At 62.0% G+C, this 23941-nt stretch carries 20 protein-coding genes; 15 read left to right on the top strand and 5 right to left on the bottom strand.

Annotated features, from left to right (window positions below):
• Positions 1-5: 5 nt before the first annotated feature.
• Together KHO23_RS17910 and KHO23_RS17905 are read right to left on the bottom strand one after the other, a co-directional pair.
• Positions 6-1361: a dihydroorotase gene (locus KHO23_RS17910; RefSeq protein ID WP_211612556.1), complete on the bottom strand. Its 1356-nt coding sequence runs from the start codon at positions 1359-1361 to the stop codon at positions 6-8.
• A gap of 123 nt (positions 1362-1484) precedes the next feature.
• Positions 1485-2369: a LysR family transcriptional regulator gene (locus KHO23_RS17905; protein ID WP_211612555.1), complete on the bottom strand. Its 885-nt coding sequence runs from the start codon at positions 2367-2369 to the stop codon at positions 1485-1487.
• 164 nt (positions 2370-2533) lie between these two features.
• On the opposite strand from KHO23_RS17905, the gene KHO23_RS17900 reads away from it, so the two are divergent.
• Both KHO23_RS17900 and KHO23_RS17895 read left to right on the top strand, forming a co-directional pair.
• Positions 2534-3943: a UbiD family decarboxylase gene (locus tag KHO23_RS17900; RefSeq protein ID WP_211612554.1), complete on the top strand. Its 1410-nt coding sequence runs from the start codon at positions 2534-2536 to the stop codon at positions 3941-3943.
• Positions 3933-4574 (top strand): UbiX family flavin prenyltransferase, encoded by a 642-nt coding sequence (locus tag KHO23_RS17895; protein WP_211612669.1) that lies wholly within the window; start codon positions 3933-3935, stop codon positions 4572-4574. Before KHO23_RS17900 ends, KHO23_RS17895 begins: the two co-directional genes overlap by 11 nt.
• Positions 4575-4693: 119 nt before the next feature.
• Here KHO23_RS17895 and KHO23_RS17890 read toward each other — a convergent pair whose 3' ends face one another.
• Positions 4694-4912: a glutathione S-transferase C-terminal domain-containing protein gene (locus tag KHO23_RS17890; RefSeq protein ID WP_236066910.1), complete on the bottom strand. Its 219-nt coding sequence runs from the start codon at positions 4910-4912 to the stop codon at positions 4694-4696.
• Between the two features lie 133 nt (positions 4913-5045).
• Here KHO23_RS17890 and KHO23_RS17885 point away from each other — a divergent pair, with 133 nt between their 5' ends.
• Positions 5046-5321 carry a hypothetical protein gene (locus tag KHO23_RS17885; protein ID WP_236066909.1) on the top strand — a complete coding sequence of 92 codons (276 nt, stop codon included), beginning with the start codon at positions 5046-5048 and terminating at the stop codon, positions 5319-5321.
• A gap of 400 nt (positions 5322-5721) precedes the next feature.
• Here the strand turns inward: KHO23_RS17885 and KHO23_RS17880 are convergent, their stop codons facing one another.
• Positions 5722-7182: an efflux transporter outer membrane subunit gene (locus KHO23_RS17880; protein WP_211612551.1), complete on the bottom strand. Its 1461-nt coding sequence runs from the start codon at positions 7180-7182 to the stop codon at positions 5722-5724.
• Between the two features lie 76 nt (positions 7183-7258).
• Here KHO23_RS17880 and KHO23_RS17875 point away from each other — a divergent pair, with 76 nt between their 5' ends.
• From KHO23_RS17875 to KHO23_RS17855, 5 genes are all read left to right on the top strand, one after another.
• A complete protein-coding gene (locus KHO23_RS17875; RefSeq protein ID WP_200562069.1) occupies positions 7259-7876 on the top strand; it encodes a TetR/AcrR family transcriptional regulator in 618 nt (205 codons plus the stop codon).
• Between the two features lie 83 nt (positions 7877-7959).
• Positions 7960-9075, top strand: coding sequence for an efflux RND transporter periplasmic adaptor subunit (locus tag KHO23_RS17870; RefSeq protein ID WP_211612550.1), 1116 nt, complete (start codon positions 7960-7962; stop codon positions 9073-9075).
• Positions 9072-12209, top strand: a complete 3138-nt coding sequence (locus KHO23_RS17865; RefSeq protein ID WP_211612549.1) for an efflux RND transporter permease subunit — start codon at positions 9072-9074, stop codon at positions 12207-12209. Before KHO23_RS17870 ends, KHO23_RS17865 begins: the two co-directional genes overlap by 4 nt.
• A 31-nt stretch (positions 12210-12240) precedes the next feature.
• Positions 12241-13047, top strand: coding sequence for an oxidoreductase (locus KHO23_RS17860; RefSeq protein WP_211612548.1), 807 nt, complete (start codon positions 12241-12243; stop codon positions 13045-13047).
• Between the two features lie 169 nt (positions 13048-13216).
• Positions 13217-13750, top strand: a complete 534-nt coding sequence (locus KHO23_RS17855; RefSeq protein ID WP_211612547.1) for a MarR family winged helix-turn-helix transcriptional regulator — start codon at positions 13217-13219, stop codon at positions 13748-13750.
• Between the two features lie 669 nt (positions 13751-14419).
• Here the strand turns inward: KHO23_RS17855 and KHO23_RS17850 are convergent.
• A complete protein-coding gene (locus tag KHO23_RS17850; protein ID WP_211612546.1) occupies positions 14420-15499 on the bottom strand; it encodes an alcohol dehydrogenase catalytic domain-containing protein in 1080 nt (359 codons plus the stop codon).
• 110 nt (positions 15500-15609) lie between these two features.
• Here KHO23_RS17850 and KHO23_RS17845 point away from each other — a divergent pair, with 110 nt between their 5' ends.
• From KHO23_RS17845 to fghA, 7 genes are all read left to right on the top strand, one after another.
• Complete coding sequence (locus tag KHO23_RS17845; protein ID WP_211612545.1) at positions 15610-16383, top strand: helix-turn-helix transcriptional regulator; 774 nt, start codon at positions 15610-15612, stop codon at positions 16381-16383.
• A gap of 317 nt (positions 16384-16700) precedes the next feature.
• Positions 16701-17327, top strand: coding sequence for a tyrosine-type recombinase/integrase (locus tag KHO23_RS17840; protein WP_211612544.1), 627 nt, complete (start codon positions 16701-16703; stop codon positions 17325-17327).
• Between the two features lie 604 nt (positions 17328-17931).
• On the top strand, positions 17932-19503 hold the full coding sequence (locus tag KHO23_RS17835; protein ID WP_211612543.1) for a helix-turn-helix domain-containing protein: 1572 nt from the start codon (positions 17932-17934) through the stop codon (positions 19501-19503).
• A gap of 514 nt (positions 19504-20017) precedes the next feature.
• A complete protein-coding gene (locus tag KHO23_RS17830; protein WP_211612542.1) occupies positions 20018-20872 on the top strand; it encodes a phytanoyl-CoA dioxygenase family protein in 855 nt (284 codons plus the stop codon).
• Positions 20873-21023: 151 nt separating this feature from the next.
• Positions 21024-22133, top strand: coding sequence for an S-(hydroxymethyl)glutathione dehydrogenase/class III alcohol dehydrogenase (locus tag KHO23_RS17825; protein ID WP_211612541.1), 1110 nt, complete (start codon positions 21024-21026; stop codon positions 22131-22133).
• A gap of 70 nt (positions 22134-22203) precedes the next feature.
• Entirely contained in the window at positions 22204-22779 is a 576-nt protein-coding gene (gene gfa / locus KHO23_RS17820; protein WP_211612540.1) for an S-(hydroxymethyl)glutathione synthase, read from the top strand.
• A 52-nt stretch (positions 22780-22831) separates the two neighbouring features.
• Positions 22832-23662: an S-formylglutathione hydrolase gene (fghA, locus tag KHO23_RS17815; protein ID WP_211612539.1), complete on the top strand. Its 831-nt coding sequence runs from the start codon at positions 22832-22834 to the stop codon at positions 23660-23662.
• Positions 23663-23941 lie beyond the last annotated feature (279 nt).

Below are 23941 nucleotides of genomic sequence, written 5' to 3'. Positions count from 1 at the left end.
GGCGATCACGCGGCACGGGGGCGCAGAAAGCGGCCGTGGCCCGGCTCGTTAACGATGCGGCGGCCGTCATACACCTGCTGGCCTCTGCACCAGGTGCCGGCGACGCGCACGGTGAACTCACGATCCTCGAACGCGCTCCATTGCACCGCCGACAGACTGCTGGACGGATCGAATACGTGGCGTCCCGGTTCGAGCAGCACGAAGTCGGCGTCGCAGCCGGCGGCGAGCGAGCCTTTGCGGTCGTCGAGCAGGAAATGGCGGGCCGGATTGCGGCAGAGCTGCTTCGCCACCATGGTCGGCGGGATGCCGTGCTCGTCGCAGCCGGTCCAGAACGCGGGCAGCAGGGTTTCGAGGCCAGGGCCGCCGGATGCGTTCTTGAAGATGTCCGCGTTCTGCTTGCGCTCCAGTCCCCAACTGACGTGATCGGACGACACGAACGTACATTCGTCGCGGGCGATGTGGGTCCACAAAAGCTCCACTTCGGCTTTGGGTCGGATCGGCGGGTAATGCTTGGTCTTCGCGCCGAACCTGCGCGTGTGTTCCTCGTGATTGAGCATCAGGTACTGGACGCACGTTTCAATGCTGGCCTGATGGCCCGCGCGGCGGTACATGTTGCACAGATCGAAACCGCGCGATGTGGAGACGTGCACCGCATGCGCGCGGGCGCCGGTTTCGGCGCCGATCTCGTAGATGATCGCGGTCGCCAGGTTTTCGATCAGTGGCGTATGAGCGCGTAGGAACGCGTCCCAGCCGGTGTCGCCCGCCTCGATCATTCGGGTGATGTTCTTGCGCGTCAGCTCCTGCATCTGGTTATGCACGCCGCACGCAAGCCCGGATGGCGCGATCAGGCGAAACGCCTCGTGGAGGTCGTCTTCCGCCACGCGCGGGAAGCGGCCGGGCGTCGCCTCGAACGTTGAGAACTTGAACGCGCAGACGCCGCCTTCGATCAGGCCGGCCGCGGCCTGCAGGCCGTGCGTCGCGTTCAGCGTGCCGAACAGACCGACGTCCACGTGGCAATCGCGCTCGAGCTCGGCGATCTTTGCATCAAGTTGCGCGCGCGAAGCCACCGGCTCGGGATCGTCGTATGGCATGTCGACCATGACGGTAACGCCGCCCGCAGCCGCGGCGCGCGACGCGTGGCCGAGTCCTTCCTGAGCGCGCTGGCTACCTGAGTGCACCTGCCCGTCGACGACGCCAGGGAGGATCCACTGTCCGCGCGCGTCCACGTGTTCGGCAGCGGCCGGCGGTGCGCCGTCGCCACGTGCGGCGATGCGGCCCTCGCGCACCGCCAGCCAGCCGTCGGCCGTCACGCGATCGGCCTCCACGATATTGCCCCGCACCACCAATTCGAAATCGCTCATGACGCGTCCCTGATCTACACGAATGTTGAGATGCAGGCAGTGTAGTAACGGGCCGCGCTTAACCTGCTATACCGATATGTGTGTCGCCATTGATCGAATGTTATGACGTGGTCGCGGTGGCTCTCAAATACGCAAGGACTCGAGAATGGCGATGAATTCCTCAGCAAGCCGGGACAGCGGCTGGAACTGGACGCTGAAGATCTCAATGGGGGCATTGATCTCAGGCGCGATCGGCCGGGTCACGATGTTCGACCAGATCGGACCCTGCATGGTGATTTCGTCCACCAGCGCAATGCCGATTCCGGCCTGGACCATTGCGCAGGCGACATGCGCCTGCTTGACCTCGACGCGGGACGACGGCTGGCTCTCGGCGCCGCCGAACACCTGCTGCGTGAGCTGGCCGAACGGAATGTCGTTGCTGTAGCCGATCAGCGGTTCGTTGACGAGCTCGGCGGCGCGAATCACATCGCGCGCTGTGAGTGGGTGGCCGGCGGGCAGCGCGGCGACGAGGCGGTTCGCGTAGAGCGGCCGGGAATCCAGCGTGGGGGGCGCGACCGGCATGTAGGCGATGCCGAGTTCGACCTGTTGCGTTTGCAGGCTGTGGACCAGCGCGCCTGGGATCAACGTGTGCAACGCGATCCGGACATCGGGATAGCGTTCGCAGAAAATCGCGATAGCGCGTGGCATCACGGACTGGCCAATGTTCGGACTGCACGCGAGGCGCAGTTGCCCGACGCGGTTCTCAGCGAGGTTATCCGCGATTTCGTTGACGCGTTGCACGTATTCATACAGCCCGCCAATTTCCTCAAACAGCCGCTGCGCCTCGGGCGTCGGGACGAGACGGCCTTTGATGCGCTTGAACAGCAGAAAACCCAGCCGTTGCTCGGTGTAGGAAATCAGCCGGCTTACCGCCGGCTGCGAGACGAACAGCACTCTCGACGCGCCACTGATCGAGCCGCTAAGCATGATTGCCCGAAAAACTTCGATCTGACGCAGATTGATTTTCATAACATCATGTTAATTGGTTGCCACATATAAGCATAAGATATTTTGGCTTATGGCAATTTACACTGTCCTTGCTCGTGAAGCGCTACTTGCCGCCGTGCGCATGAACGAGACGGGATGTCGGATCCGACCGCCCAGACACTACTTCTATCTGGAAAGCCAGGACCATGAGCGTCAGTACATCATTCTCCAGTTCAGACGAACTCGGCGCGCAGCGTCAGTCGATGCGTCCTCTGCTCGACGCGCTGGCGCTGAGCAGCCAGTTGCTGCAAATCGCCGATCCGGTCGACGCGCGCTTCGAGATCGCCGCTTATCTCGCGCAGTGCGCGCAAGGGCCCGCGCTGCGATTCGATTCGATCGATGGATACGCGATACCGGTGGTCGGAAATCTGCTCAACTCGGTGCCGCGCATCGCGCGCGGCCTTGGCGTGCCGCGGGCTGCGCTGCAGCAGCGCATCGTCGACGCGATCGATCGCGGCATCGCCCCTGTGCGCGTCGAGAGCGGGCCTTGTCAGGACGTCGTGGTCGAGGCGCCCGATTTGCGCGCGGCGCTGCCGGCGCCATGGTTCTTTCCGAACGAAACGGGCGCGTACATCACGGCCGGCCTGATCTTCGCGCGCGATCGGGTCACGGGGCGCGGTAATGTGTCGTTCGCACGAATCAAACTGCTGGACGGCCGGTTCGGCATGGTCGGCATCGCGCCCAACCATCATCTGGCGGTCATGGCTCGCGCGGCGAAGGCACGGGGCGAGAAACTCGAGATTGCGGTCACCGTCGGCAACCATCCTGCGCTGCTGATCGCCGGCGCGCTCTACCTTCGGCTCGGCGACGACGAACTGGAAGCGGCGGGCGCCTTGCTGGGCGAACCGGTGCAGACGGTCGCGTGCCGCACCGTTGACCTGGATGTGCCCGCACAGTGCGAACTCGTGCTGGAGGGCACGCTCGACATCGACGAGCAGCACGAGGAAGTGCGGGTGTCCGAGTATCACGGCATGTACGAAGCGTACGGCAGCGGGCCCATCGCCGAATTCCACTGCCTGACGCGGCGCCGCGACGCGCTGTTTCAGGTGATCCAGCCAGGCTATTACCCAGAGCACACGCTGATCGGTGGTGTTGCGATCGCAGCCGGCCTCGCACGAGCGCTGCGCGATGCCGCGCTCCCAGTGCACGAAGTCGCGGTCGGACACGGTGGTTGCGGGCGCCTGAGCGCGGTGGTCAGCCTGCGCGCGCCGCGCCCCGGCGATGCACGCAAAGCGATGTTCGTTGTCTGGGGCAGCGTCAATCTGATCAAGCATGTCACGGTCGTCGACGACGATATTGATCCGTGGAACGATGCACAGGTCGAATGGGCGCGCAGCACCCGCATGTCGGCGCACCGCGACGTCGTGATCGTACCTGGCGCGCGCACCGACCGGTCGGAACCCGTCAAGCAGGACGGCCTCGCCTGCAAGATGGGGATCGACGCCACGCGCAAGCGCGGGGATCGCGAGGATTGGGAACGCGCGGTTCCGCCGCCCGAGGCGATGGAGCGGGTTCGTGCGCGACTTGCCGCAGCGGGGTATGGCAATGACGAGTGAGTTCTCGGCGCAGGCGGCCGTACGCGCCGATTCCGCGCAGCGGCGCCGGATCGTGGTCGGGATCAGCGGGGCGTCGGGGGCGATCTACGGTATCCGCCTGTTGACGCTGCTGCGGCGCATGGATGTCGAGTCACATCTGGTCGTCAGCAAGTCCGCCCAGTTGACGCTGGCGAGCGAATCGAGCCTGCGCCTGGCGGACGTGCAGGCCTTGGCCGACGTCAGTTATTCGAATGCCAACATTGGCGCTGCGATCGCGAGCGGTTCGTTCCACGCTGATGGCATGGTGATCGCGCCGTGCTCGATCAAGACGCTCTCCGAAATCGCGACCGGTTGCACGACGTCGCTGCTGTCCCGGGCCGCCGACGTGACACTGAAGGAGCGCCGCAGGCTTGTGCTGATGGTGCGCGAAACACCGCTGCATGCCGGCCACTTGCGCAGCATGGCCGCAGTGACGGATTGTGGCGGCATTATCTATCCGCCGGTTCCGGCGTTTTACGCGCATCCCGCTAACATCGAAGACCTGGTCGACTATACGGTGGCGCGAGTACTGGACCTGTTCGACCTGCAAACACAGGTCGCCGGAAGGTGGACCGGTATGCACCGAGCGAGTACGCGTTCTCAGACCGTTTGAGAAGCGAATTGGCGCCCCTCGTCGTGGATGGCAAGGTGATCGGCGCGATGGTGTCCAACATCATTGTGGCCCATGCCTGAAGTGCGGCGCGCGAGATAACGAACGTCGAACCCCCTTCGTCAATCATTCGAGCGCATCCACCACCGTTCCCAGATACGGTCGTGATAAGCCACGAGCCACTTCTCTCCCGCGATGTAAGCACGAATTGGGCTTTCAAAGGGATGATGGAGAACGCAATGTATCCATGCAAAGCCAGTCGCATCGAGCGTACTCGGCACATCGCCGAGCAGATAGGTCCTGTCGTCTAACAGATCAGCCACCGCCCGCCACCCTGGCATCCCAATATGAACGATTTCATCGTACGTATGGCGGCCGATACCTTGCTCCCACGCTTGTCGCATCATCCGCCTGCGTGCCAAAGCCAACGCGACTATCGGACAGGAGATATTGGAGGACCTGCCAGACGTCGACGTGATACTCGTTCCTTTCGGAGGCGGAGGACTGATATCAGGTATTGCGCTGGTATGTATGCATTGGGGCTCCCGCGCGCAAATGTATGCGTGCGAGACCGAGGCAGCGGCTCCTTTCTATTCTTCTCTTGCGGCAGCCGGCCATCCTTACTTTGCTGGCAAGCGCATTGCCGCTGTACTAACGGGCGGCGGTATCGATATGCGTGTTCTGGCTTCGGTGCTGAATGGCGAGCGATCGGGGTATCTCATGCCGTCCCGGATCCGAGACTATGAATAGGGCGATGGCGCTCGCCCGGACGGTTGATGCGCGCATGGAAGAATGTCCGGCCTGCGTCCAGGAGCGGTCGCGTCGGCGTTAATGGCGCATGGCAGTTCCGGCCGACAATCTGCCGTTGGCCGACGCGACATAAAGGGCGGGTGATCGGCCTTTGCTGACCTTGGGCTTCCATCTAATCGCAACCGGTGGAATGACTGCTCTCCGAGAACGCGGAGGACTGAAGTCGACCCGTTTCCGTCAGTCAGGTCATTGCACTAGTTGTGGCCGTTCTCGAATTACCAACGGTCACTTGCCCGTCGTGCGCACTGCGCATCGGCAGGCGCCGGAAACAGCATCCCGACTGTCGGAGGAAGCCTCTGCAAACGAGCGGGCCGGCTGCGGCCGGCCCAGGGTGGCGGTGCTATCGGCTTGCAACGGCCTGAGGATCGGCGGGTTGCCACCCTCCGCCGAGTGCCTTGAATGCAGCGACCGCTGCGCGCGCGGACTCCGTTTGCGCCTGCACCCGCTCGTCGGATGCGCGCAGCAAGTTTTGATCGGCCTGCAGGACCTCGATCAGGCTGACGACACCTTTCTGGTAGGCCGCAAACGAGGCGGCTCGCGCCCGGCCTAGCGAGTTCACACCCTGCGCGAGAACGGCAGCCTGCTCCTCGCGCTTCACGAGCGCAGAGAAAGAATTCTCGACGTCCTCCGTTGCGTGCAATGCGGCAAGCCGGTACGCGGCGAGCATCTCGGCGTCCTGGCCTTTGGCCTCATTGATCTGCGCATTGATGCGGCCGAAATCGAACAGACGCCAGCGCAGCCCCAGCAGACCAGCGGCCTGACTGGCGCCGCTACTGAACAGGTTGCCGCTGGCCACTGAAGTGGCGCTCCCGATCAGTCCACTGAGTGACAGCTTGGGGTAATACTCAGCGACTGCCACGCCGATACGCGCGTTCGATGCAGCAAGGCGACGCTCGGCCACGATCAGATCGGGCCGACGCCTGAGCAACTCGCCAGGCGATCCGGTGCCTGCGATTCGCGGGGCGGCCGGGATATCGACGCCCTCGATGAGTTCCGCCCGATGCGTGCCGGGCTGTGAGCCCAGCATCACATCCAGCGCGTTCATCGCCGCATCCAGCCCCGCCTCGAGGACCGGGATGGACGCCTGAACCTGCGCAAGCGCGCCTTCAGCCTGGCTCACCTGAAGATCGGCCGCCAAGCCTTTCCCATACAGAAGCTTGATGGTCGAGAGCAGATCCTGCTGCGTCTGCAACTGCTTGCGGGCCACCTGCAGACGAGCCTGCAATCCACGGATGGTGATGTAGATGTCGGCGGTCTGTGCTGCCACAGCCAGGCGCGTAGCCACCTCGCCGGCCTCTGAAGCCTGATAGTCGGCAAGTGCCGCTTCCCGCCCGCGACGCAGGCCACCAAACACATCCAGTTCCCAGCTCGCGTTGAAATTGGCCTCGTAGTCGTTGCCGTAGCGATCGAAACCGGGCGTTGAATTCAGGACACGTCCCAGCGGAGTTTCAACCGACTGGTAGACCCGGGCCGCCTGGCCACTAACATTGCCAGAAGGCAGCAGCGCGGCATTCGCCGCGCCAAGTCCTGCACGCGCCTGCACGACGCGAGCGGATGCCTGCGCGAGGTCGAGGTTCTGCTCCAGCGCAAGCGCGACGAATCGCGTCAGTTGCGGATCGCCGAAACCCGTCCACCACGTGACCAGGTCTGCGCTCGCCGCCGCCTGCCGGTGATCCACCGCAGCCTGGCCCTGGAAATGGTCCGGCATGGCAACATCGGGCCGGGCATAGTCGGGGCCGACAGCGCAGGCCGCCGAGAGGCTGGCGACAATGACCGCAGCAAGGAGGTGTTTGGGTAGCATAAGCGTCTTTACGAGATTCTGATTGTGACTACTATACCAAATAGTCACTAGTTGTCCATTCCTGTATGCTATGCCCATGAAAAACACCACCACTTCCTCCGTCCCCGCGCGCGGCCCGGCTGATCACGAGGTTCGGGACCAGATCGTTGCCGCCGCCACCGAGCACTTCAGCCGGTATGGCTACGAGAAAACGACGGTCTCGGACCTTGCCAGGGCGATCGGGTTTTCCAAGGCCTACATCTACAAGTTCTTTGAATCCAAGCAGGCCATTGGCGAGATGATCTGCGTCAACTGCCTGCGCGAAATCGAAAGCGAGGTCCGGACAGCCGTCGCAGAGACCGATCTGCCGCCGGAGAAGCTGCGACGGATCTTCAAGGTCTTTACCGAAGCCAGCCTCAGGCTGTTTTTCCGGGACCGCAAGCTATACGAAATCGCAGCATCGGCCGCCACGGAAAACTGGCAGGCGGTGCAAGCCTATGAGGCACGTGTTCAGAAGCTGCTCCAGGAAATTCTGCAGGAAGGTCGCCAAAGCGGAGACTTCGAACGCAAGACGCCGCTGGACGAAACCGCGATGGCAATCTATCTGGTGCTGCGCCCGTACCTCAACCCGCTACTCCTGCAGTACAACCGCGACACCACCGATGTCGCGCCTGCGCAGCTGTCCAGCCTGGTTCTCCGAAGTCTGTCGCCCTGACGCGATCAATACCAGTGACTATTGACTAACTTAGTCACTAGAACCATAATGAAAGCCGTCATCACTTCATCGATGGGACTTTCATGTTCTCGCGTCGCCTCGCCACCTCCGCACTCGCCTGTGCGCTGCCGCTTGCGCTAGCGGCCTGCGGCGAAAAAGCACCGCCCGATCCGCGCACCGAGGTACCGCTGGTGCGCACGGCCATCGTTCAGAGCGCCGTCCCCGCAGCCCGTTCGTTTACGGGGACTGTCGCGGCTCGCGTGCAGAGCGATCTGGGTTTCCGTGTTTCCGGCAAGGTGCTGGAACGGCTTGTGGATACCGGCCAAACCGTCAAACGCGGCCAGCTGCTGATGCGCCTCGATCCCATCGATCTCAAGCTTGCCGCGCAGGCCCGGCAGGAGGCGGTCACCGCCGCGCGGGCGCGGGCGCAGCAGACCGCGCAGGATGAGGAGCGCTATCGCGACCTGCGCGGCACGGGTGCGATCTCGGCTTCGGCCTACGATCAGGCCAAGGCGGCCGCCGATGCCGCCAGGGCGCAGCTCAGCGCGGCCCAGGCCGACGCCGACGTGGCGCGCAATGCGACGGGCTATGCCGAGTTGGCCGCGGACGGCGATGGCGTCGTGATGGAAACGCTGGCCGAACCGGGCCAGGTCGTCAGCGCGGGACAGCCCGTGGTGCGACTGGCCCACGCGGGCCGTCGCGAGGCTGTGATCCAGCTTCCGGAAACCCTACGTCCCATCATCGGTTCAGTTGCCCAGGCGGCCCTGTTCGGCGACAGCAGCGCCGGCGTGCCAGCCACGCTGCGCCAGCTCTCGGATTCGGCAGATCCGCGTACCCGCACCTTCGAAGCGCGTTACGTGTTGCAGGGTGCGCTGGCCGACGCGCCGCTAGGCGCGACCGTCACGATCGAGGTACCGGACGCACGCGTGGCGCTCCAGGGCGGCATGCAGGTGCCGATCGGCGCGGTGCTCGATGCGGGCAAAGGGCCCGGCGTGTGGATCGCCAACGGCGAGCCGACCAGGGTCGCATGGCAGCCGGTGACGGTTCTTCACCTGGACGACGACAGCGCGCGCGTGTCCGGTACGTTGAAGCAAGGCGATCGCGTCATTGCGCTCGGTGCCCAGTTGCTGCACGAAGGCGAACAGGTCCGCGTGTCCGGCCAGGCCGTCGCGATGGCAAACGAAGGAGCACGTCCGTGAGCGAAGGCCGATTCAATCTGTCGGCGCTCGCCGTGCGCGAGCGTTCCATCATCCTGTTCCTGATCTGCCTGATCTCGCTGGCCGGGCTCCTGTCGTTCTTCAAGCTGGGTCGCGCCGAAGATCCAGCGTTCACAATCAAGGTGATGACCATCGTCACCGTATGGCCGGGGGCCACTGCGCAGGAAATGCACGATCAGGTCGCAGAGAAGATCGAAAAGCGCATGCAGGAGCTGCGCTGGTACGACCGGACCGAAACTTACACACGACCTGGCCTGGCCTTCACGACGCTAACATTGCTCGACAGCACACCACCGTCGGAAGTGCAGGAGCAGTTCTACCAGGCCCGGAAAAAAATCGGCGACGAAGCAGCCAACCTTCCGGCTGGCGTGATCGGGCCGATGGTCAACGACGAATATGCTGATGTCACGTTTGCGCTCTTCGCACTGAAAGCCCGGGGCGAACCGCAACGGCTGCTCGTGCGCGATGCCGAGACGCTGCGGCAACGGCTGCTGCATGTGCCGGGCGTGAAGAAGGTCAATATCATCGGCGAGCAGGGCGAGCGCATCTACGTCCAGTTCTCGCATGACCGGCTGGCAACGCTCGGTGTCAGCCCGCAGGACGTGTTCGCCGCGCTCAATGGCCAGAACGCCCTGACGCCAGCCGGCTCCGTGGAGACCAAAGGTCCAGAGGTGTTCATTCGCCTGGACGGCGCCTTCGACAATCTGCAGAAGATCCGTGACACGCCGGTCGTCGTGCAGGGCCGCACGCTGAAACTGTCGGACATTGCCACCGTCGAGCGCGGTTATGAAGATCCTGCGACATTCATGATCCGCAACAACGGCGAGCCCGCGCTGCTGCTGGGCATCGTGATGCGCGACGGCTGGAACGGGCTCGACCTCGGCAAGGCGCTGGACAGCGAGGTCGGCGCAATCAACGCCGGGTTGCCGCTGGGCATGAGCCTGACCAAGGTCACCGATCAGGCCGTCAACATTCATTCGGCGGTCGACGAGTTCATGGTCAAGTTTTTCGTCGCCCTGCTGGTGGTCATGCTCGTGAGCTTCGTGAGCATGGGCTGGCGCGCAGGCCTGGTGGTTGCCGCCGCCGTGCCGTTGACGCTGGCCATCGTGTTCGTGGTGATGGCCGCGACCGGCAAGAACTTCGACCGCATCACGCTGGGATCCCTGATCCTGGCGCTGGGCCTGCTGGTGGACGACGCGATCATCGCCATTGAAATGATGGTGGTGAAAATGGAGGAAGGCTACAGCCGTGTGGCCGCCTCTGCCTATGCCTGGAGCCACACTGCCGCCCCCATGCTGTCGGGCACGCTGGTGACGGCGGTCGGCTTCATGCCCAACGGCTTCGCGAGGTCCACCGCAGGCGAATACACCAGCAACATGTTCTGGATCGTCGGCATTGCACTGATCGCATCCTGGGTCGTTGCCGTGGTCTTTACGCCCTACCTCGGCGTGAAGATGCTGCCCGACTTCAAAAAGGTCGAAGGCGGGCATGACGCGATCTACGACACGCCGCGCTACAACCGCTTCCGTAAGCTGCTCACGCGTGTCATCGCGCGCAAATGGCTGGTTGCCGGTTCGGTCGTTGGCCTCTTCGCCCTGGCCATCGTCGGCATGGGCGTGGTCAAGAAGCAGTTCTTCCCCATCTCCGACCGTCCAGAAGTGCTGGTCGAGGTGCAGATGCCCTATGGCACCTCCATTTCTCAAACCAGCGCTGCTACCGAAAAGGTGGAGGCGTGGCTGGCTAAACAGAAGGACGCCAGGATCGTCACCGCGTACGTCGGGCAAGGTGCACCGCGCTTTTTCCTGGCGATGGGCCCGGAACTGCCCGATCCGTCGTTCGCGAAGATCGTGATCCGCACGGACAGTCAGGAGGAACGCGATGCATTGAAGGCGCGACTGCGGCGAGCCATCGCCGACGGTCTTGTTCCCGAAGCGCGCGTGCGCGTCACGCAACTCGTGTTCGGGCCGTATTCGCCGTTCCCGGTCGCGTATCGCGTCACCGGTCCGGACGCAGACAAGCTGCGTGGAATCGCGGCTCAAGTCCAGCAGGTGATGGAGGCCAGTCCGATGATGCGCACGGTCAACACGGACTGGGGCACGCGCTCACCGACGCTGCACTTCACGTTGCAGCAGGATCGCTTGCAGGCGGTGGGATTGACATCCAGCGCCGTCGCGCAACAGCTGCAGTTCCTGCTCACCGGCGTGCCTGTCACCGCCGTGCGTGAGGACATTCGAAACGTGCAGGTCGTCGCGCGTTCGGCCGGCGATGTGCGTCTCGACCCGGCCCGGCTCGGCGATTTCACGCTGGCCGGCGCCAACGGGCAGCGCATTCCGCTGTCGCAGGTCGGCAAGGTCGACGTGCGGCTGGAGGAGCCGATCATGCGCTGGCGCGACCGCGTGCCGACGATCACGGTACGTGGCGACATTGCCGAAAATCTGCAGCCACCGGACGTATCGACGGCAATCACCAGGCAGCTTCAGCCGATCATCGCGAAGCTGCCGACCGGCTACCGGATCGAGCAGGCTGGCTCCATCGAGGAATCGGGCAAAGCGACGACTGCGATGCTGCCGCTGTTCCCGATCATGCTGGCGATCACGCTGATCATCATCATTCTCCAGGTTCGCTCGATCTCGGCGATGGTGATGGTGTTCCTGACGAGTCCGCTCGGCCTCATTGGCGTCGTTCCGACATTGATCCTGTTCCGGCAGCCGTTCGGCATCAACGCGCTGGTCGGCCTCATCGCGCTCTCGGGCATCCTGATGCGCAACACGCTGATCCTGATCGGGCAGATTCACCAGAACGAACATGCCGGGCTGGATCCGTTCCATGCGGTCGTCGAAGCCACTGTGCAGCGGGCGCGCCCGGTGATCCTCACGGCCATGGCGGCGATCCTGGCATTCATCCCGCTGACGCATTCGGTGTTCTGGGGAACGCTCGCCTACACGCTGATCGGCGGCACGTTAGCCGGAACGATTCTCACGCTGGTGTTCCTGCCGGCCATGTTCGCGATCTGGTTCAGGATCCGCCCCGGCAGCCCTGCGGGTTCGCACAAGAGCCGGAATCACCAGTCTTCGCGCTCCGAACCGATGACCCAGGATGCGCTCGACGCGCGTTGAAACACCATCAAATCACCAAACGGAGCTTTTCATGTCGCATTCCACGGTTGTCGTTGTGACCGGCGTGTCATCGGGTATCGGACGCGCCACCGCCGAGAGGTTTACGAGGCGAGATTGCCGCGTGTTTGGCACAGTACGCAGCATTGCAAAAGCGGTGCCTATCTCCGGAGTCGAGCTTGTCGAGATGGATGTTCGCGACGATGCTTCGGTCCAGGCCGGAATCCAGTCCGTCATCGAACGCACCGGGCGAATCGACGTCCTCGTCAATAATGCGGGAACGAGCCTGATCGGTGCCGTGGAGGAAACTTCGGCCGCCGAGGCCTTGTCGCTGTTCGATACCAACGTCTTCAGCATTCTGCGCACGACGCAGGCAGTACTTCCCCATATGCGTGCACAACATGGCGGAAGGATCATCAATGTCAGTTCGGTGCTCGGGTTCTTGCCCGCCCCCTACATGGGACTCTACTCCGCGTCCAAGCATGCCGTCGAAGGGCTGACCGAGACACTGGATCATGAGGTGCGCCAGTTCGGTATCCGAGTATCGTTGGTCGAGCCGTCCTTTACCCGCACAAATCTCGATGTCAATGCACCGGAGGTGAGTTCGAAGATCGCCGACTATGATCGCGAGCGGGTCCTTGCATCAAGCGCAGTCGTCAACAGTGTCAATGGCGCCCCCGCGCCCGACGGCGTAGCGAAGACAATCGTTGAAGCGGCGCTCGGTACCTGGCGTATGCGTCGCACGCCGGCCGGCGAAGCATCCTTGTTGCGCAAATTGCGGCGCTTCATGCCCTCCGGCCCCGTGGATGCAAGCTTGAGGAAAACATTCGGGCTCGCGTGAAATCCTCTCTCCCGCCGCAACGTGCATCACGTTCGCGGGCCCGCCCTGCGCCGACGAGTGATTAGCTTCAGGCGTCCATGGTCATGACAACTTCGGCGCCTTGCAACGACGGCCCGCAGCAGCACGGAACTCTTTGCAACCGAGCCCGTACGCACCCGGAACCGCACATATGGAAAGTCAGAATTGCGAGTCGTCGATGCTCGCAATCGGAGAAATCTCCGCTCTCGCGCTCAACCATTTTTTCGCCCAGCGCGCAATGCGCGCTTTATGGGCTCATTTCGACGAAGCGCTGCGGGATACCGACGTCAACGCATCCCAGTTTTGTATGCTCGCCTTGCTACATCTACGCGAACCAATGGTTTTCGGCGACATGGCAGCAGAACTGGCAATGGACCGATCGAACCTGTCGGCCAATCTGGCACCATTGTTCCGTCGCAAGCTCATCTCATCGATCATCCACAAGGGAGATCGGCGGACACGTCAGCTCGCCGTGACGACCGAGGGACGAAAAGCTGTGGCTTCCGCAATGAGCCCCTGGATGCGAGCTTATCAGGATACCTTTGCGTTTTTGAGACTGCTTGATCTTGATTCAATGCGTGATCTTTTCCAGATGATCCGGGATATGAAAAGGCTCGACGACCTGAACGACCCCAGCGGCGCTCCTGCTCGCCCGGAATCTCGACTGCTGCGACGCAATGACTAGCCTGGTGAACTACAAGACGGCCCGACAGCCCGGACGATCATCGTGACTGACATACGTCGGCCGCGTCAATCCAGTTCGGAGCACGGGGGAATCGGCGCGAAGGGGCAGTCGCGTGACCATCAGCTCGAAGCGACCTACCGGGCTTCCGGAAATACCTGCACCGTTACCGGGTTGGGGGCCACCCGAGTATTTGCTGCCGCATTTCGGCCCATTCGATGAGCACCTCGATGAGGGTCCGAGCGCAATTCCCATTTTACTCGGCGTGTATTCGACCTTCGGAGGAACCTGGGATACTGTCCAGCTGGTGCGAGCCGATGGAAGCGCGCATTGTCGGCCCCAGTCTTTCAGCAACACCTGTCGAACGGCCGGTTGCCGGTGTGCCGCGGTCGCCTTGATGTCCAATCGACGCTGCCGGCGAATGACTCTTGGTGGCCGGAAGTACGCGTTCGCACAAACCGCCGGAAAGCTGCCATTGCGAATTCCAACTTCATCACGACGGCGCCTTCATCGAAATGGTGCAACCGGCCGTTGGATGTTGTCTTCTCGACGGACAGCAACAGGTCGGGCTTAGCCCGACCTCATCGGCCAGCAGGTGTCCACAAGCCGTTCCAGCGCTTGCTCGCGTGAATCCATTACCAATGCAAGGCCGACCCCTGCCGCAATCGCTGGCTAAGGCCGTATCACGGTCATTCTGAATGGACCTCCGTTCGCAGCCGCATGGGATACCGCATCGTTGGCATCGACGAGCGGGAATGTCTTGATGTCGAAATGTCCAGGATCCAGCAAGCCGGAGCGGATCAGACCCGCCATGAGCGTCACAGCTTCCGTCGGATACATCCATTTGCCGCGTATTGTGATGTCGTTGCGCATGATCCATGGATACGGCAGGTCGAGCCCTGCGCCGCCCAGCATTCCCACGCCACCCATCAAAACGACGCGACCGTACGGGCGCACGGCCATCAGAGCGGCACGCACGGCCGTGGTGGGTGCCGAGGGCGGCAACAGATCGATTACGCAATCGATCGGACAAGGAGCCGCCTGTTGCATCCGTTCTCGGTCCGCCTGCTCATCGCCTGAAAGTTTGACCGGGCGCACACGTTCGCCGAACCGCTGTTTCAGATCGTCGAGCGCTTGTGCATTGCGACCCGGGGCAACCACGCAACGCGCCCCCATAGCTAGCGCGACGGCCACGCAGGCACTGCCGAAGTTGCCGGTAGCACCGCTCACGAGCAGCGTCTCGCCCGCCCGCAGCGCAGCCGAAAGCAGCCCCCCATAGGGCACGAGCATGACGTTGAGCGCACACCACCGCCCCGCCTCGTCCGAATCGATCTCACCGATTCGAATCGCGTTCTCGGTCGGCACACGCACCTGTTCAGCGAACGGGCCATCATGAAAGTACCGTTGCAGACGCAGGCCACCCTCGCCTCGTGAACTCCAGCCCTGTAGCGCAATATCGGGAATCAAGGCGTCGTCGCGCGAGCGCACAGTCGGATCGCAGAACACCCAGTCGCCAGCCTTCAGATGCGTAGCGTCAGGGCCGATTGCGCTCACGCGGCCGATCGCGCCGCAGCCGGGCACTATGGGCAGCTCGATCGGATAACGACGCTGACCATTGAACACTTCGTTGGCGTATGGCAGCACCGGCGCGGCGACGACATCCACGATCACCTCGCCCGTCCCGATTTCCGGATTCGGTATCTGCGCAATCTCAAGCGGTCGGTCAAGCGAATGCAGGATTGCAGCTTTCATCGTCGTCCTCCTCAAAGATGGTTTGACGACGTCATTCTGGCGAGCCCAGAATAGACAACAAGGCCTGGTACTATCCTAGGATTCTTGCGTACCCCCCTTGCGAGACGAACATGCCAGCAGCGAGACTGAGTGAGTTTGGTGATTTCCTGCGCTCGCGCCGGGAGAATCTGGTCCCGGATGCGGGCGTGCTCAGAAGCGGCCGGCGCCGTCGCACGCCGGGTCTGCGGCGGGAAGAAGTTGCCGAACTGGCGGGCATTGGCGTTGACTGGTATGTGCGGCTCGAGCAGGGGCGAACGGTCAGTCCCTCCGATGCCACCCTCGACGCACTTGCTCATGCCCTGCGCCTTGGAAAAGCAGAGGCCGCACATCTGCGGACGCTCGCCCGCTGCAATGACCAAGGTACATTTGCGCCGGAGAGCGTTCCGCCGGCGATCGCGCGCATCGTTTCAAACCTGCCCCTGCCGGCATACGTGACCGGCCGGCGGTGGGACATCCTGAAGTGGAACCAGGCGGCTGCGGATCTGTTCGGGTTCGCTCGCCTGGCGGAGGCGGACCACAACATCCTCATTTTCATGTTCATCGAACCCGAAGCGCGGCGGCTGTTCGGATCCGCCTGGGTGAACGAAGCGCGCCGCATGATCGCCCTCTTTCGCACGACGCATGATCTGTTTGCCGCCGACTCGTCGTTCGTAGAGCTAGTGGAACGCCTTCGTTCGCATAGTCCGGAGTTTGCGCGGTGGTGGAGCGCGCACGATGTCCGCGGTGGCGCATCCGGGCAGAAGGTACTCGCGCATCCCCAGCGTGGCACTCAACGTTACGAATACGCTACGTTTCAGGCGAACGACGACCCGTCGCTGAAACTCTCGATCTACACCCCCGTCTGAAGGGGCTTCGTATGTTGGGGGGACGGTCGACTAGGCATTCGGCGATACGCTTAAGCTGGCCAATGTAGAACTGCGTGTCGGCTATGCGCACGAACCGCTCGACGAGAACCGTGCCATCAACGTCGCCCACCAGAACAGCACGGTGTTCGTCGCGCCGGGTACGAGCCCGCCACTCAGTTCTGGCCTAGGCTGCACGACCGGTGAAGTTCGAAAACCGGCCGCTCGATCTGCGGCAATTGGTAGACCGCTTAGGGTCGGGTAGTGACCGTTGGCAGCTAGCGCAGACTGATCCTCCCTTCACGTGAAAGGAGCGGATCGTGGAAACCACTAAAGTCACTCGTACGGCGAGAGTGCCCTGGAACAAGGGTGAGCTCACAGGGCAGAAACCTCCGCTCAAACTGCCGGAAATCTGGGTGATTCGTGTCCGGCTCCAGCTATCCAGGCAGCCTCGCGACCTTGCGATGTTTAACTTGGCAATCGATAGCAAGTTGAGAGCTTGCGATCTGACCAAGCTGCGGGTCCTTGACGTATGTCACGGCCAACATGTTTCGCCGCGGGCAACTGTTATACAGCAGAAAACGCAACGGCCGGTTCAGTTCGAAATCACCGAGCAAACCCGCGAAAGCGTCGAGGCCTGGATCAAGGCAGCGAAGCTTGCGGGTTCGGATTTTCTTTTTCCCAGCCCAATTCACGAGTCGCCACATATTTCAACACGGCAGTATGCGCGTGTCATACATCGTTGGGTCGCGTCAATTGGACTTGATGATGCAGCCTATGGAACGCACACCATGCGCCGCACCAAGGCATCGCTGATCTATCGACGTACCAAGAATCTCAGGGCGGTGCAATTGCTCCTCGGCCATACCAAATTGGAAAGCACGGTTCGATATCTCGGCATCGAAGTGGACGACGCGCTTGAAATGGCGGAACAGACTGAAGTGTAAGCTGGCGCCGGCGAGCGAACGGACGCTTGCCGGCCAGACGCGGTCGTCCACCATTAACGTTCCACAGTCATTCGAGCGGCGGCTTTCACCAACGGCGGACACGCAACGCCAGGAGCTATTTTGGTCCGGTTCTGGGGCTGTGGCATTGAGATCCGCGCAGTCGTAGACCGTATTAAATCTATCAACGTTGCGACAATAATTGTGTGAACTCGCGACAATGCGGCGGGAGCGTTAAAAACTTTGGAGTTTCGTCGGAGACTGCCTAGGTTTTCTGCAGTCACGCTGGACGCAAGCGGGAATGAAAGTCACGATTCGCGTTGAGATCACCACAGAGTGCAAGAAATCTGCGCGCGCTGTGTCTCGAACTCGATAGGCAGCACCAGCGTGTTGTCTTTCGGCGCCTTCTTTAAGGAATCCTGCACTTTCCCCTTGGCATCGATATATCCCTGCAAATATTCTCGTGAATAGGTACTGCTGGAGCTGAACGAACCGTCGCGTTGCTTATTTCCGGGTATCATTTGACGCTTCATGTTGCCGAAGACTGGCGATCAGCGTTGGGGTGATCGGCTCGGTCGTGACGATGCAAGGGGACACAAGAGTGGTAATGACCGTTGAGCGGGCGGCCGGCATCGGAGGGATGCGGCAAGCGCGCCTTCTTGCCGGCAGGGAGGGGCTTTCGAGCATCGTGAGTCACGTCAACGTGCTCGAGGCCGTGACAGGGACCGAGGACAAATGGGACCTTCGGAATCACCTGTTTCTGACCACGTTCCATTTCGCGGGAAACGACACGGACCGGCAAGTCAGAGCGATCAGACAATTGAGGCGGGACGGGTGCGTCGCGATCGTTTTCCAGGTCGGGCTCGTCGCGCCTTTGCAACCCGCCGTCCTGCGTGCGGCGGACGAACTTCTTCTGCCGCTCTTCGAGCTGCCTTTGAACGTGGATTACGCGGATATCCTGACGCCCCTCATTTGCGCGGTCCAGGGTGAGGACGCGTATTTCGTCAGCGAGGCAAACGTCGTCCAGCAAAAACTGCTGAACGAAATGATGAACGGCGGCGGCTTGGGTGCGCTGGTGTCATTGCTTGCGGAGCATTTCGGGCGATCGGTCGCCGTAGTCGACGATCGGGGTGTGTTATATGCGTCCTCCGACAACTGGATGGTCGCCGACGTCGTCGCCCAGTTGCCTCAATATGCCGCGCCCGGAAAGACCGTCGTCAGACAATTGGCCTGGATTACCGTGCTCGGCCGGCGCGCTGACGTTCCGATCGACGGATACCTGATCGTGAACTCGCCAGACGCCGTTCCGCCGTCCCCGTCGGAGGCCGCGTTGCTGGATCAGAGCGCGGCGCTCTTGACGCTGGAGCTGGCCAAACTTCGGGTGGCGGACGAGACATACGTCGAGCCGTTCAGAACCTGGATGGGGCATCTGTCAGCAGGGGATGCCGAAGCGGCACGCAGTCTCGCCGCGGCGGAGTCCCTCGACCTGTCGACCGTGCGCGTGGCGGTGTTGTTTCAGCATGCCGAGGAATTGCAGGGCATCTGGACGCAGGGGGATGCGGAAACACGCCGCATCTGGCAGGCGATCTATTCGGTCGAGCAGAAGCCTCGCGTCTTCGAGTGGAACGGACGTCTGCTCTGGCTGCCTTCGGTCGCGTCCGGGGTGTCGATCGAGCAAGCCCGGACGGCAGTCGACTGTAAGCTCAGGCAAATCTGGAGCGGCCTGGTCGACAACGGTACGTCGGTATGGCACGTCGCGTCCGGCGCGCCGGTCGAACCCGCCGCGCAGATATACCAGAGTGTACGGGATGCAGAGGCGGTGCTGGTGCTCGCCCCCCCGGAACTGGCTAATGGCCCCATCGCGTATGGGGATGTCACGCTCGACATTCTGTTCCGGCAGATTGCCGCACAGCCGGCCGCGCAACGGTGGGTTGACGACGTTGTCGGAAAACTCGCATCGCATGATGTGCTGCAACGAAGCGAGCTCGTGCTGACCCTCGAGACCTTCTTCGATTCCGGCCAGTCCCACAAATTGGCCGCGCACCGGCTCGGTATTCACCCCAAGACGCTCAAGTACCGCCTCGACAAGATTGAACAAATCATGGGCGGCCTGCCGACCCGCGATGGTGCTTGCTTCGCGTTGCATTTCGCACTGAAGCTGTCCCGCAGCTCGAGATAACGGGGCGGCTGCACGCTGCCCCTCAGCAGTCGCTATCCCGGTGAGATAAACGGCCGGCGATCGATTGCGCATCTTGTCCAATGACGATCTGAATTTGACGCTCGACTATTCATGCCGAGACGCCGGGCGCCGTGCGCCGTCGGCTTTGTGGGCAACCAGAAAAGCGAGACGAGTCAGCAGATGGAACAATGGACGAACCACCCGGCCAGCGTGCCGGGAAAAGCATGCCGATCCACAAATTGGGGGGCGCATGCGACTTCTAAATGAGTCAGCGGTCCGGTCGGGTGCTGCTCCGTCCACGGTCGAAGTGCTCGAACACGAGGATGTGCCTCTTTCATATCTGCCCGGCAACGCGACACGCATCCACTGCAAGGTCGCAGGGCGTCTCGTGTCCGGAAAGTAATCCGGCACAGCGCGGCAGGCAATAGCCGTATCGCGGACTTCATCCGTGCCGTCGAACGCTGAGCGCGCTGCGACGGTAAATCTTTGACAGACAACACAAGGGACAACGCAGATGACGGAAACGATTGAACAACGGGTCGCACGAGCCGTGACCGCCGATCTTGTAAAGACATTTCGCGTCAACGGGGCGGTGTGCATCCGCAACATCTTCTCGGACGACGAAGTCGCGCTTCTGCGCGACGCGATCGACCACAACATCGCTGCGCCCAGTCCGCGTGCAAGAGTGGCAAGCCGCCAGGACGATCCGGGCTGGTTCTTCGAGGACTTCTGCAACTGGCAGGACAATGCGGGCTACCGGCGTTTCATCATGGAGTCGCCGGCGCCAAGCGTGGCGGGCGCACTGATCGGCGGCGACACGGTGCGCCTCTATCACGACCATGTTCTCGTGAAAGAACCGAATACCCGCCAGCGCACGCCGTGGCATCAGGACCAGCCTTACTACAACATTGCCGGCGAGCTGAACGTCAGTATGTGGATTCCCGTGGATCCGGTCGCGCGCGAATCGACGCTCGAATTCGTCGCTGGTTCCCATCGCGGCCCCTGGCTGATGCCACGTACGTTTATGGAGAACGAGGCGCGGTGGTTTCCGGAAGGCAGCCTCTGCGACTTGCCCGATATCGAGGGTGACCGCGGTGCGTACCCGATTGTTGGCTGGGCACTCGAACCGGGCGACATGGTGTGCTTTCACATGCTGACGCTGCATGCATCGGGCGGAGTAGGAGGTGACCGCCGTCGGCGCGCATTCTCGCTGCGCTTGATCGGCGACGACATCCGGCACAAGCCGCGCCCCTGGCGCACGTCGCCCGATTTTCCCGGGCTGCGGGAAACGCTCGCAGAAGACGCACCGATGGCGCACCCGCTGTTTCCCGTGCTGTGGCGTTCGGGGGAAGGACAGGTGAGCGCATGAGCGAGCTGAATCACACATTGCAATGGACGGCGGTGCCCGCGTACATCCGTGCGCTGCCGCTATAACGCGCACCTGTCTCCGATAGCCGATGCCGGTCACAAATGCCGCTAGTTTCGCATCCGCCCTGTTCCTGTCATTTGAGAAAACGTCTATGAAATCACGTGCTGCTGTTGCATTTGGCCCTGGAAAACCGCTCGACATTGTCGAGATCGATGTTGCGCCACCGAGGAAAGGCGAAGTATTGGTCAAGATCACGCATACGGGCGTCTGCCACACCGACGCCTTCACACTTTCGGGCGACGATCCTGAAGGCCTCTTCCCCTGCGTGCTCGGTCATGAAGGTGCGGGCGTCGTCGTCGAAGTCGGCGAAGGCGTAACGTCGGTGATGGCTGGGGATCACGTGATACCACTCTACACAGCCGAGTGCGGAGAATGTCTCTTCTGCAGGTCCGGCAAGACCAATCTGTGCGTCGCGGTGCGCGCCACACAAGGCAAAGGTGTCATGCCCGACGGCACGTCGCGATTCTCGTATAACGGCCAGCCGATCTATCACTACATGGGTTGCTCGACGTTCAGTGAGTACACGGTAGTGGCCGAGGTCTCGCTCGCAAAAGTCAATCCGGCAGCCAGTCACGAGCAGATCTGCCTGTTGGGTTGCGGTGTCACAACCGGCATCGGTGCGGTGCATAACACCGCCAAGGTGCAACCCGGCGACAGCGTCGCGGTTTTTGGACTCGGTGGCATTGGGCTCGCCGTCATCCAGGGCGCGCGCCAGGCAAAGGCCGGCCGGATCTTCGCCGTCGACACGAATCCGTCGAAGTTCCCGCTCGCGGAACTGTTCGGCGCAACCGACTGTGTCAACCCGAAAGACCATGAAGAACCGATCCAGCAGGTGATCGTCGAGATGACCGGCTGGGGCGTTGACCATTCGTTCGAATGTATCGGCAACGTAAGCGTGATGCGCGCGGCGCTTGAGTGCGCTCACCGCGGTTGGGGGCAGTCGATCATCATTGGCGTGGCTGGCGCGGGCCAGGAAATCTCCACGCGCCCTTTCCAGCTGGTGACGGGACGCAGTTGGAAAGGCACGGCGTTTGGCGGGGTCAAGGGCCGCTCGCAGCTGCCGGGCATGGTCGAAGACGCAATGCGCGGCGACATCCAGCTCGCCCCGTTCGTCACGCACACGTTGCCGCTTGACCGGATCAACGAAGCGTTCGACCTGATGCACGACGGAAAGTCGATCCGCACGGTGATCAACTATTAGGTGTCAACCGTGTGTCGTTCACTGCGCGGTGTCATTGCGCTGAATTTCTTCAAACCTTAGGAGGATTAAGATGAGTTCCGTAGCTATTCACCCGTTGGTGGACCCTGGCGTCAAAAAGGGCAATCCCACATTCGGTGGCGGTACGCTCCGCTGCCGATGCAAGAACGATCCGGTCGAAGTGAGTGTGCAGAGCAACGTCGCTCATAATCACGCATGTGGTTGCACGAAATGCTGGAAGCCGGCGGGCGCCATTTTCGCTGTGATCGGCGTGGTGCCGCGGGAGAAAGTTGAAGTCACCCAGCATTCTGAAAAACTGCAGATGGTCGATCCAACCGCAGCGATCCAGCGCCACGCGTGCAAGGAATGCGGCACGCACATGCTTGGGCGAATCGAAAACCGTGGCCATCCGTTCTATGGGCTCGATTTCATTCACGTCGAACTCTCGGATGACACCGGCTGGGAAGAGCCGCGCTTCGCAGCCTTCGTATCTTCCACCATCGAGGGCGGTAGCGCGAGGCCGGAGCAGATGGACGGTATTCGCGCCCGGCTCAGCGAGCTCGGCCTGACGCCATACGACTCCCTCAATCCGCCGCTGATGGACGCGATAGCAACCCATATCGCGAAGCGCAACGGTATTCTGAAATAGAAAGCATTCGGGCGAGCCGCTTGCGACGGACCGCCCTCTCACGGAAGCCATAATGGAACGGATCGAACACCGCGCCTGTTTCGCCGGCTGGCAGGACGTATACCGCCACGAATCCAAGACCCTCGGTTGCACGATGAGGTTCGCTGTATTCCTGCCCCCGCGAGCGCAGGGAAAAAAGTTGCCCGTACTGTACTGGCTTTCGGGCCTTACTTCCACGGAACAGAATTTCATCAACAAAGCCGGTGCACAACGCTATGCCGCACAGCATGGCGTCATCGTCGTTGCCCCGGACACAAGTCCACGTGGCGACGACGTAACCGACGATCCCGGTTACGACCTCGGGAAAGGCGCAGGCTTCTATGTCAATGCGACGCAGCAGCCATGGGCTGCGCATTATCAGATGTATGACTATATCGTCAGCGAATTGCCTGCTCTGATCGAGGCGAATTTTCCCGCTTCGGGAGCGCGATCGATCAGCGGCCACTCGATGGGTGGGCATGGAGCGCTCGTCGTGGCATTGAGGAATCCAGATCGCTATCGCAGCGTATCGGCATTTTCGCCGATCGTGGCGCCGTCTTTGGTGCCATGGGGCGAAAAAGTCTTTGGCGCCTATCTCGGCCCCGACCGTGAGACGTGGCAGCAGTACGACGCGACCGCACTGGTGCGATCAACGACGGAGAAGCTGCCGCTCCTGATCGAGCAAGGCGAAGCCGACGAGTTCCTGGAAACTCAACTCAGGCCGCATCTGCTTCGCGACGCATGCGAAGCCGCAGGCCATCCGCTGACGCTTAATCTGCGTCCCGGCTACGACCACAGCTATTACTTCATCGCCAGCTTCATCGGAGGTCACCTCGCGTTTCACGCGGCGGCGCTTAATTCGTGACCCCCCGTAGGCGTCACGCTTCAAATCAGTCGATCTCGTGGATTGCGCACCAGTGGCTAGTTTGGTTTGAGGCGACCTCGCGCCGGTTGGCGAAACGTCGCCAGCCGGACGGTTCCTTGACCAACATCCTTCGCGATGCTGCCTGCGATCAAAACGGCAGCGTAACGTCCGGCAAGCTCCACTTTAATTCCCGGAACAACTGTCCGAACGAATGGAATCACTACAAACCTGCGCGCCTGATACCAGCCAGGTACGCCGTGCGATGCAGCGACGCCACAC

This window comes from Paraburkholderia haematera, assembly GCF_905220975.1.
Taxonomy (GTDB): domain Bacteria; phylum Pseudomonadota; class Gammaproteobacteria; order Burkholderiales; family Burkholderiaceae; genus Paraburkholderia; species Paraburkholderia haematera.
The sequence above is the reverse complement of the archived record's forward strand: the minus strand, read 5'-3'. Positions and strand labels throughout refer to the sequence as shown.